The 11978-nt window shown below is 30.0% G+C and carries 7 protein-coding genes; all 7 read left to right on the top strand.

Features of this window, described 5'->3' with window-relative positions:
- Positions 1–17 precede the first annotated feature (17 nt).
- The 7 genes from clpP to N508_RS06210 all read left to right on the top strand — a co-directional run bounded on the left by clpP (position 18) and on the right by N508_RS06210 (position 11973).
- Positions 18–608: an ATP-dependent Clp endopeptidase proteolytic subunit ClpP gene (clpP, locus tag N508_RS06240; protein WP_023275547.1), complete on the top strand. Its 591-nt coding sequence runs from the start codon at positions 18–20 to the stop codon at positions 606–608.
- Positions 609–843: 235 nt separating this feature from the next.
- Positions 844–2187: an ATP-dependent Clp protease ATP-binding subunit ClpX gene (gene clpX / locus N508_RS06235; RefSeq protein WP_023275546.1), complete on the top strand. Its 1344-nt coding sequence runs from the start codon at positions 844–846 to the stop codon at positions 2185–2187.
- Between the two features lie 22 nt (positions 2188–2209).
- Positions 2210–4519: an endopeptidase La gene (gene lon, locus N508_RS06230; RefSeq protein WP_023275545.1), complete on the top strand. Its 2310-nt coding sequence runs from the start codon at positions 2210–2212 to the stop codon at positions 4517–4519.
- Between the two features lie 22 nt (positions 4520–4541).
- The gene (gene rpsU / locus N508_RS06225) at positions 4542–4760 is read left to right on the top strand and encodes a 30S ribosomal protein S21 (RefSeq protein WP_023275544.1); all 219 of its coding nucleotides are present in this window, start codon (positions 4542–4544) and stop codon (positions 4758–4760) included.
- Positions 4761–4945: 185 nt separating this feature from the next.
- Positions 4946–6952, top strand: a complete 2007-nt coding sequence (locus N508_RS06220) for a site-specific DNA-methyltransferase (RefSeq protein WP_023275543.1) — start codon at positions 4946–4948, stop codon at positions 6950–6952.
- Positions 6953–6961: 9 nt separating this feature from the next.
- The gene (locus N508_RS06215) at positions 6962–9883 is read left to right on the top strand and encodes a type III restriction-modification system endonuclease (RefSeq protein WP_023275542.1); all 2922 of its coding nucleotides are present in this window, start codon (positions 6962–6964) and stop codon (positions 9881–9883) included.
- An 86-nt stretch (positions 9884–9969) separates the two neighbouring features.
- Positions 9970–11973, top strand: coding sequence for an ATP-dependent helicase (locus tag N508_RS06210; RefSeq protein WP_023275541.1), 2004 nt, complete (start codon positions 9970–9972; stop codon positions 11971–11973).
- Positions 11974–11978 lie beyond the last annotated feature (5 nt).

Below are 11978 nucleotides of genomic sequence, written 5' to 3'. Positions count from 1 at the left end.
ACAAGGGAGCTTTTAAGATGAGCTATTATGTACCTTATGTTATAGAGCAGACAGGCAGAGGCGGCGAGCGTTCTTATGATATTTATTCCCGCCTTTTAAAAGACAGAATAATTTTCCTTGGCACAGAAGTTGACGACCATGTGGCAAATATAATATGTGCTCAGCTTTTATTTTTAGAAGCTGATGACCCTGATAAAGATATATATTTATACATTAACTCTCCGGGTGGAGTTATTACATCAGGTATGGCAATATATGACACTATGAATTATATTAAACCTGATGTTGCTACAATGTGCTTAGGTCAGGCTGCCAGCATGGGTGCCTTTTTACTTGCAGCAGGTGCAAAAGGCAAACGCTCTGCAGTTCCTAATGCCCGCATAATGATACATCAGCCGTCAGGCGGTTTCAGAGGTCAGGCAACAGATATTCTTATCCAAACAAATGAGATTATCAAAACAAAAGAGCATTTAAATAGAATTTTATCTAATAATACTTCTCAGCCTTATGAAAAAGTTGCTGCTGATACTGAGCGTGATTATTTTATGAGCAGTGCAGAAGCAAAAGAATATGGCTTAATTGATAATGTATTTGAAAAACGCGCTTAATAATAACAGTGATATATAACATATAAAGCCACCTGCATATATAGGTGGCTTTTTTGCTAAAATACAGTATATTCTGTATATTAATGTGTATATAAATGTAATCTTTTATTGCAAAATTTACAGTATTTATTATATTAATATGCGCATAAGCAGTGCCGTATAAGAAAATAGATAATATATTATAAAAAAATACCGATATAGTTTTTTAGTTTTTATATATATTCCGGAGGAAATAATGTCTAAATTTGATGATGATATCCACTGTTCTTTTTGCAACAAAGGCAGAGATGAAGCAAAAAAACTAATAGCAGGGCAGCAGGATGGAACATATATTTGTGATAACTGTGTGCAGTTATGTCTGGAAGTTATTCAAGATGATATAAAATATAATAAGCAGTCACAGGAATACAGCGAGCTTCCAACACCTGAAGAAATACATAAAAAATTAAATGAGTATGTAATTGGACAGGAAGAAGCAAAACGCATATTAAGTGTTGCTGTTTATAACCATTATAAGCGTATACAGTATGCATCAAAAAGTAATGTGGAGCTTGAAAAAAGCAATATTTTGCTTATAGGCTCAACAGGAACAGGTAAAACACTGCTTGCAAGAACACTGGCAAGGCTTTTAAATGTGCCTTTTGCAATAGCAGATGCTACTACATTAACAGAAGCAGGGTATGTAGGGGAAGATGTGGAAAATGTTGTGCTTAAACTTTTGCAGAATGCTGACCATAATGTAGAAATGGCAGAACGGGGCATTATATTTATTGATGAAATAGATAAAATATCTAAAAAAGGCGACAGTCCGTCTATTACAAGAGATGTATCTGGTGAAGGTGTGCAGCAGGCACTTTTAAAAATTATAGAAGGCACAGTTGCAAATGTTCCACCACAGGGTGGCAGAAAACATCCACAGCAGGAATATATACAGGTTGATACGACAAATATTCTTTTTATATGCGGTGGAGCATTTGACGGAATGGAAGAAATTATTAAAAGGCGTGTCGGCAAAAAAACTCTTGGTTTTGGTGCAGTTGATGGTGAAAATACTCATAATGCTAAAAATATGAAGCGTATGGAGCTTTTAAAACAGCTTGAGCCAGATGATTTTGTTAAATATGGTCTTATTCCTGAGTTTGTAGGCAGGCTGCCTATTACTGCGGCACTTGATGAACTTGATGAAGATGCACTTGTCCGTATATTAGTTGAGCCGCACAACTCACTTATTAAACAGTATGAAGCTATGCTCGGCTTTGATGATGTAAAACTTACTTTTACAGAAAATGCACTGCATGCTGTTGCAAAACTTGCAATTAAACGCAAAACTGGAGCAAGGGGACTTCGCTCTATATTAGAAGATGCTATGCTTGATGTTATGTATAAAATACCATCAGAAGCAGGCAGTATAAGAGAATGTATCATTAATGAAGAAGTTATTACTGATAAAGCAGAGCCTATATTAGTTAGAATTGATGATAACAGTAAAGATAATATAAATATTGCAGAACAAAAAAAACTTGATGAAGATTTTTTTGAAATCCCAAAACCTGCTGAAAATGGGCAGGAAACTGCATAAAAATAATTAAGGTTATAAATTTATGAGTCAAAAAGAACGGTTTACAGTTATCCCTTTACGAGATGTTGTAGTATTTCCTCATATGATTACGCCTATTTTTGTAGGCAGACCTCGTTCAGTAAAAGCACTGCATATTGCAAATACAACTGATAAAAGGCTTTTTCTCTCCCTGCAAAAAGATGCAGCAACAGATAACCCTGCACAGGCTGATTTAAATGAAACAGGTGTTGTTGCAAGAGTTCTGCAAAATCTTCCGCTGCCAGATGGCAATGTTAAAGTATTAATAGAAGGCATAAAAAGAGCAAAAATGACAAATCTTAATCTTGATGATGACTGTTTTTTTGCTGATGTAGAGCTGATAGAAGATGAACAGGCAGATAGTAAAGATATGGATACTGCTAGATTTATGCTTGTTAAAAACTTTGAAACTTATGCAGGTCAGACTAAACGAGTTAATCAGGAATTATTTAATAATATAATACAGTCAGAAAATTTAACACGGCTTACTTTTATGATAGCATCTAATTTAAAAGTAAAAGCACAAGATTTTCAAAGTGTATTAGATATTAATAACCCTGTTGAGCGTGCAGAAAAGGTTATGGAGCTTATCCAGACAGAATTAGAGCTTTTAAAAATAGATGACCGCATAAAAAACAGAGTTAAAGCACGCATGAGTCAGTCTCAAAAGGAATATTACTTAAATGAGCAGATGAAAGCTATCCAAAAAGAGATGGGTAAAGAAGATGACTATAAGGCAGATATTGATGAAATAGAGCAGAAGATAAAAGAAATAGATATGCCTGAAATGGTAAAAGACAGGGCAGAAAAAGAGCTGAAAAAACTTCGTTTTATGCCGCCAATGAGTGCTGAAACTACAGTTGTGCGTAACTATCTTGACTGGATTATCAGCCTGCCATGGAATATTAAAACTGAAGATATAATAGATATAAAGCATGCTGAAGAAGTGCTTAATAAAGACCATTACGGTTTGGAAAAACCAAAAGAAAGAATATTAGAGTTTTTATCAGTAAGAAAATATTCTGATAATATGAAAGGCTCTATTATTTGTTTTGTTGGTCCTCCGGGAGTTGGTAAAACATCGCTTGCCCGTTCTATTGCAGATGCAATGGGTAGAAAATTTGTCCGTATGAGTATGGGCGGTGTGAGAGATGAAGCAGAAATCAGAGGTCATAGAAGAACATATATTGGTGCTCTTCCGGGTAAAATTGTGCAGTCTATGAAAAAAGCAGGTAGTATGAACCCTGTATTTTTACTTGATGAAATAGATAAAATAGGCTCAGATTACAGGGGAGACCCAGCCTCAGCACTGCTTGAAGCATTAGACCCTGAGCAGAATAATACATTTACTGACCATTATCTTGAAACAGAGCTGGATTTATCAAAAGTGTTTTTCATTACAACAGCAAACTCACTGGAAACAATACCAGCACCACTTTTAGACAGAATGGAAGTTATCCGCCTTTCAGGATATACTGAGCAGGAAAAACTGCATATTGCCCGCGGCTTTTTAATACCTAAGGAATTAAAAGAGCATAATGTAGAAGAAGGTAAAATCACAGTAACAGATAATGCTGTAATGGAGCTTATAACATACTACACAAAAGAAGCAGGTGTTCGTTCACTTGAAAGAAATATTGCATCACTAATTAGAAAAAGTGTTAAAAAACTTGTAACTGATGAAAGCATAGAGCATATAGAAGTTGATGATAAAATAACAAGGCAGTATTTGGGACCAAGGAAATTTAGAATCGGCGGAGTATATGAAGATGAAGAGATGGGTGTTGCAACAGGGCTTGCATGGACACAGTATGGCGGTGATTTACTGCAAATAGAAGTGGCACTTTTTGAAGGCAGCGGCAAACTTATTGTAACAGGTCATCTTGGTGATGTAATGAAAGAATCTGCAAATATTGCATATTCTGTGGTGAAAAGCACAGCAAGTGATGCAGGAGTGCCGGCATATAAATTTAAAGATTTTGATATACATTTGCATGTGCCAGAAGGTGCCGTGCCAAAAGACGGCCCATCAGCAGGTATAACAATGGCTACAGCTATATTATCAGCAGTATCAGAAAAAAAAGCAAACTGCAAAATAGCTATGACTGGAGAAATCACATTGAGAGGTAAAGTCTTGCAAATAGGCGGCTTAAAAGAAAAAGTGCTTGCAGCACACCGTGCAGGCATAAGAACAGTAATCTGCCCTATTGAAAACGAAAAAGACTTGACGGATATTCCAGAAGATGTTAGAAATGATATGGAATTTAAGCTTGTTTCTACTTTTGATGAAGTAAGAGCACTTGTTCTAAAATAAACTATGAAAGAAGGTGGACCGAGTGGCAGTTAATGCAATCGTCCGAGTTGATGGCGACAATGTTGACCAGGCATTAAAACTTTTAAAAAAGAAAATTGAACGCGAAGGTTTAATCCGTGAGATTAAAAAGCATGCTTACTATGAAAAACCAACAGAAGTAAGACGCAAAAAACTTTTAAAAGCTCGTCGCAAACAACAGAAGTTACAAAGAAAACTTCAAAAAAGCTACAAAAACGCGTAGCACAAAAAAGGCCCTTTATGAGAAGGGTCTTTTTTTGTATCAAAAGTAAATTATTAATCACTGACATATTATAATATAAATAATTATATAATAAATCTATGATATACTATTCATAATAAATAGTTGCGCAGATAATTTAAATAATATAGAATACAAACTAATATTTTAAAATAAAGAGGAAAAACATGCTAAAAAAGATATTGGAAAATAATGAGCATATAAAAAGCAATACAAGAACTTTAAATATTCTAAAAGAGTATTTTCCAGACTGTTTTACAAAAGATGAAGAGTTTGATATAGAAAGATTTAAAAATAAAATAGCAAGTGATGTTAATAAAGTTGACTATGGATACGAACTTAATTTTTTAGGTAAAAACTATGCAAACCTTATTGCATCGCAAGAAACAACAACAGTAATAGAGCCAGATATAAAACATAATCAGAAAAAAGAAAATAAAAACAGTAATAATATTTATATAAGCGGTGATAATTTAGATGCAATAAAACATTTATTAAATTCATACAGTAAAAAAATTAAATGTATTTACATTGACCCGCCATATAACACAAATAATGATGATTTTGTATATAATGATTCATTTAATTTTTCAAAAGAAGAATTAATGAATAAACTTGATATAAGTGAAGAAAAAGCAGAGAAATTAATGTCTTTTTTATCAAGAAAATCATCATCTCACTCTGCATGGCTAACTTTTATGTATCCAAGACTTCTACTTTCAAGAGATTTACTAACAGATGATGGTGTAATTTTTATCAGTATAGATGATAACGAACAGGCTAATTTGAAATTACTGTGTGATAGCATATTTGGTGAAGAGAATATGTTATATCAATTAACAGTGGTTAATAGTCTAAATGGTAATGATAACTCTTCAGGTATGATGGAAACTCATGAATATTGTATTTTTTATGCAAAAAATAAAGCATTAATAAAAATGGGAGAATTATCAGAAGATGATGACAACATGAATAAATGGAATGTTGATGATATTGGATATTGGAAAGAAGGAAGGGGATTAAAAGCCACAGGAGAAGAAAGTGCAAAAGAGAATAGAGAAACTATGTTTTTTCCTATATACATAAATGAAAAAAATCTAACAATTTCTATAGATAAAAAAGAAGGTTATACGTATGAATTATATCCTATGACAGATAATAAAGAAATGAGATGGACATGGAGTAAAGAAAACTTTAGAGAAAATTATTACGATGTAATTGTGAAAAAAAATCAGAATGGATATACATTATATAAAAAACAGCGACCATCATTGAAAGAAATTTTATCAGTTAAAGGAAAAACAATATTTTATAAACCACATTATTCAACAGGAACAAGTACACAAGAAATAAAACAAATATTTAATGGAATAAAGTTATTTAATTACACAAAATCAAAATATTTAATTAAGGATTTATTATTATTAGCGAATATAGATAAAAATGATATAGTTTTAGATTTTTTTGGTGGAACTGCTACAACAGCCCATGCAGTTATGTATTTAAATAATATAGATAATGGTTGTTTACAATATATCATAGTTCAGTTGCCAGAAAACATAGATGATAAGAAAAAATTAAAAAGTCAAACCAAGCAAAAACAATTAGATGATATTATAAATTTTTTAGATAGCGAGAGTGTGAAAAGACCACATACTCTTGACCAAATAGGAATAGAAAGAATAATAAGGGTTGCTCGCAATATCACTAATGAGTATATAGATAAGGGTTTTAAGCATTTTACATTAAAAACAATTAATGATGATATGTTAGATAAAATAAAAGAATTTAACATCAATAATAATAATATAAATGTTGAAAATAATATAGAAGAAGAGTTTGGTATAGAAACAATATTAACAACATGGATAAATCAAGATGGATATGGATTAACAGCTAATTATTCTAAAATTAATTTTGGAGAATATGAAGCATATTATGTGCACAATGAAAGTTTGGGTGGTAATCTATATTTAATCAATAAAGATATAGATGAAACTTTTATTGAAAAATTAATAGATAAAATAAAAAATAATGAAAAATTTAATATAAAATTAATTGTGATATTCGGGTATAATTTTACTTATTCAGAAATGCAGATGATTGAAAAAAATATATCACAGTTAAAAAATAGTGGCTTAAATTTAAATATTGCAATAGATAAGAGATATTAAGGGTAAAATATGAATATATTATTAAATAAAAATTTAGAACACCAAATTCAAGCAGTAAATGCAGTAGTAAGTGTTTTTGAGAATGTAGATATTTATGACAATGATAATATATATTCAAATCCAATAATTGAAATGAATAATAAAATACAGGTAAATATACAGAAAATACAAAAAGAAAATGAAATAACTGAAAAGCAATTAGATAAAAAACATGATATATTAATACTAGATGTTAAAATGGAGACAGGAACAGGCAAAACTTATGTATATACAAAAACTATATATGAATTACATAAACGATATAAACTAAATAAATTTATTATCCTTGTTCCATCCCTTGCAATCAAATCTGGCACAAAACAATTTATTGAAGATGAATATGCAAAAGAGTTTTTTAAAACAACATGCAGTTATGGAACAACAATTGACCTTGAAGTATTAAATGCAGTAAAAAAGAATAAAAAGAAAAAAAACAATATGTTTCCTAAAGAAATAAGAAATTTTGTAAGTGTAACTAAATATAATAAGTCAATTAGTGTTTTATTGGTTAATTCTCATCTTTTTTTAAGTGCTTTAATGACAAGAAATGATTATGAAAATAATATTTCTGGATATACTTGCCCACTTGATGCTTTAAAAGATATAAAGACTGTTCTAATTATTGATGAACCACATAGATTTTCTAAAGAAAATAAAACATTTACTAGAGTAATTGAATCCATAAAGCCACAATTAATTATTAGATATGGTGCTACTTTCCCAGATATTAAACAAAATAATAATATAGTAAAAGACTATGAAAATTTATTATATAATTTAAATGCTGCAAAAGCATTTAATAATAATCTTGTAAAAGGAATATCAAAAGAGCATGCACAAATAGATGGCATATCAAATGGAAAAATTAAGATAAATAAGATTGAAAATAATCAAGTTATAATAACCCATATAAACAATAATTTAAACAAACAATGTATTTTATCTTCTAAAGATAGTTTATCAATAGTTGATAATTCTATAAAAAATATTTATATAGAAGGTGTTACAAAAAAAACGGTTGTTTTTTCAAATGGTATAGAGAAAAAAGTAGGTGAAGAAGTTGCTGTTGATATATATATGTCTGATTACCAATCAGCAATGATACAGTTGGCATTAGAAAGACACTTTGAAACAGAATATAAAAATTTTTGTAACTATGAAAATAAAATAAAAACATTAGCATTGTTTTTTATTGATGATATATCATCATATAGAAATACAGATAAAAGTCAGGCATATTTATTAAATAAATTTGAAGAATTGCTTAAAAAAATGCTAAATAATCAAATTGAGCGGTATGGGAAAGAGAATGAAGAATATAAGAAATATTTAGAAGCAAGTTTAAGTAATATTAGTAAGTGCCATGCGGGATATTTTTCTAAAGATAACAGTAGCAGCGAAGAAGAAATTGCAAGTGAAATAGAATTAATATTGAAAGGTAAAAAAGAGTTACTAAAAATAAAAAATGAAAATGGAGAATATAATCTAACAAGATTTTTGTTTTCAAAATGGACACTAAAAGAGGGCTGGGATAACCCTAATGTATTTACAATAGCAAAACTTCGTTCCAGTGGCAGTGAAATAAGTAAATTGCAAGAAGTAGGAAGAGGGTTACGATTACCTGTTGATGAAAAAGGAAATAGAATAGATAACCAAGAGTTTAGATTAAATTATATCATAGATTTTACAGAAAAAGATTTTGCTGAAAAATTGATTAATGAAATCAATGCAGATATACCAGATATTAATATCATTTCAGATGATACACTTGAGAAAATAGCAAAAGAAGAAAATAAAAGTGCAGATGATTTATTTGAAGAATTACTATCAAGCAAGTATATTAATCGTCATGGAGAAATAAAAAATAATAAAAGAGATGAATTATTTGCAAAATATCCAATATTAAATAAAGGACTTAATAAAGGTAAAGTAAGAGATAGAAATAAAGGTGAAAGAATATCAGGAAAAATAAGAGCAGATGAATTTGAACAAATAAAAGATTTATGGAGTATAATAAATCAAAAATGCATTATTTTATATGATAAAGCGGTAGATAATATAATAGATGATGCTGTTTTTAATATATTAAAAGATACTGTTTTTCATGAGCCATATATAGAGGCTATACAGGAAGATATAGATGTAAAAAATAATAATATAAAAAGATTAACTAAAAAAATATCTATCATAAATCAAAAACTTGATTACAATATGTTTTTAAAAAAAATATGTAGTTTATCTAATATTCCTATTCAAGTAATACATAAAGCATTGTGTAAATATGATAAAGAAATTAATAAAATAGATAATAAGTTCTTTAATGAAGTAACAATATCCAATATTGTTTCAAAATTTCATGATTGGGAATGTAAAAAGTTAGAAGGTTATTTTAAATATAAAAAATATGGTAAAATTTCAGAAAATACTGCATTAACAAATAAAAATGGAGAAATAAAAGAAGAAATTCTACAAAGTATGTTGGGAAAATACATATTAACACAAGATGCACCAGAGAAATATTTATATGACACTGTAATTTATGATTCAGAACTGGAAAAAGAGAATATATTAACTGGAGATGATAAGATAGTTGTATATGGGAAAATACCAAAAAACAGTATATCTATACCTATATTTATTGGTGGCTCGTATAGTCCAGATTTTTTATATATAGTAAAACATTCTAGTGGTAAATATACAATAAATCTTATTATTGAAACAAAAGATGTGAAATATGAGTCAGAATTAAGAGATATAGAAAAAATGAAAATAAGGAGTGCTGATAAATTTTTTAAAGAATTAGCCCAAAATAATATAAAAATACACTTTACAAAACAAATGAAAGAAGAAAAAATTTATAATATTATAGAAGAAATGACACAAAGAAATTAATTAAAAAGTTTAAAAATAATCAAAATAAAATGTTAAACTTTTATACTATTTTATACATATCATAACACATAAATAGGTTTACAATAATGGATTATTTATCATCATTAAATGAGGAGCAGCAAAGGGCAGTTACATTCAGTGGCAAGCATGCACTTGTGATAGCAGGTGCTGGCACTGGTAAAACAAGGACTATTATTCACAGGGCAGTTCATCTGCTTTCGCAGGGTGTAAGACCTGATAAAATACTTATCCTTTCATTTACAAGAAAATCTGCCAATGAAATTGTAGAAAGAATAAAGCAGCTTCAAGATACAGGCTCTGTGCTAAATTTATCTGGGCAGACATTTCATTCATGGTGTTCTCATATTATAAAAAATAATCCGCAGGTATTTGAGCAGCATGATTATACTTTGCTTGACAGTGAAGATGTTGACAGCCTTTTTAAACTGCTTTTTACACAAAAATACAAAAATAATAAAACAATAGACCAGAAACTTTATTCTAAAATACAGTTAGTTTATTCATATATGATAAATACTAGAAAACCACTTATAGAAGCAGTGAAAATACAGGAATGCAGAAATATGAGTGAAGATGAAGCATCAGAATATATTAAGCATAATGAGCCTGTCTTTAAAGAAATAATGCGTGATTACATTGCATATAAAAAGAAAAATAAATTATTTGATTATGATGACTTATTATATATTACTGCAAATGGATTACAGCAGAATAAAGAAGCAGGAAAGTTTATATCATTAAAATATGAGCATATATTAGTAGATGAATTTCAAGATACTAACCCGTTACAGTATCAGCTTTTAGAAGCATTTTATGATAACTGCCATTTATTTTGTGTAGGAGATGATGCTCAGTCAATATATGCTTTTCGTGGTGCAGATTTTAAAGCAATGCATAATTTTACTGATATTGTTCCAGACTCTGCAAAACTATATCTTAACACTAACTACCGCTCTACACAGGAAATACTAGATATTTCAAACTGGCTTTTACAGCAGTCGCCAATTAAATATGGTAAACACTTAAAAGCATACAGGGGCAGCGGCATAAAACCAGTCATAGAGTATGTGTATGATGAATATTCAGAAGCAAATTCTGTTACTGATAAAATACTGCTTTATTTTATGGATAAAAAAATAGACTATTCAGGTCATATAGTATTAAGCAGAACACTTTTCGGGCTCAGGCAGGTAGAAGGTGCATGTGTTATGAAAAAGATACCATATAAAATATATGGTGGCAGCAGCTTAATGAAATCCCGCCATATAAGAGATGTGGTAGCTGCTATGAGAATTATTGCAAACTATAAAGACTCACTTGCATGGCACAGATATTTACAACTTTGGAATAAAATAGGCCCTGCAACTGCTGCAAGCCTTTCAGAGCTTATGATTAATGGGGAAAGTTTAGAAGAGTCATTAGAGATTTTAAAAACAAAAAAACTAGACAAAAGAATATGGGAAGTTTTAGAAGCTGCTTTTCCATATACAAGCTCACCAAGTGAGATGATAAATATTATAATTACTCTTATGGATTTAAGATTTGCAGAAATTTATAAGGAAGAATGGCTTAACTGGCGAAAGCAGGATTTTGCAGTTTTAGAAGAGATTGCATCAAGCACAACTTCTGTAACTGAATTTATCACAGAATATATTTTAGACCCAGCATTAGAATCATCATTTTTAGATGCAGATAAGCCAAAGGAATGCGTAAAACTTTCTACAATACATTCAGCAAAAGGGTTAGAAGCTGATGTGTGTCATTTATTAAATGTTACTCCGTATTCATATCCATCAAAAAGGGCAGTAAAAGACGGGGAAAACAGCATAGAAGAGGAAAGGCGGTGCCTTTATGTTGCTTTAACAAGAGCAAAAAATGAACTTATACTATACGGCAGATATTTTACTAATATCGGCTCAGGTATGGCAGATTTTGCAGGGCAGTCACATTACTTTTTTAATGAACTGCCAGAAGAATTATATGAGCTTAACGGTAGCATATCACAAAAAGACATGGAAAACGCAGTATATAAGGGCAGCAAAATATCAGTAGATATTGATTTATTTTAACAACT

It is taken from the genome of Mucispirillum schaedleri ASF457, assembly GCF_000487995.2.
In the GTDB taxonomy this organism is placed as follows: Bacteria; Chrysiogenota; Deferribacteres; order Deferribacterales; family Mucispirillaceae; genus Mucispirillum; species Mucispirillum schaedleri.
This window is presented reverse-complemented; position numbering and strand designations above follow the sequence as displayed.

What these genes read in the sequence shown, in the direction of transcription:
- lon (WP_023275545.1), top strand. Translation starts at nt 2,210, where the DNA reads ATGAGTCAAAAAGAACGGTTTACAGTTATCCCTTTACGAGATGTTGTA.
- N508_RS06215 (WP_023275542.1), top strand. Translation starts at nt 6,962, where the DNA reads ATGAATATATTATTAAATAAAAATTTAGAACACCAAATTCAAGCAGTA.
- N508_RS06210 (WP_023275541.1), top strand. Translation starts at nt 9,970, where the DNA reads ATGGATTATTTATCATCATTAAATGAGGAGCAGCAAAGGGCAGTTACA.
- N508_RS06220 (WP_023275543.1), top strand. Translation starts at nt 4,946, where the DNA reads ATGCTAAAAAAGATATTGGAAAATAATGAGCATATAAAAAGCAATACA.
- clpX (WP_023275546.1), top strand. Translation starts at nt 844, where the DNA reads ATGTCTAAATTTGATGATGATATCCACTGTTCTTTTTGCAACAAAGGC.
- clpP (WP_023275547.1), top strand. Translation starts at nt 18, where the DNA reads ATGAGCTATTATGTACCTTATGTTATAGAGCAGACAGGCAGAGGCGGC.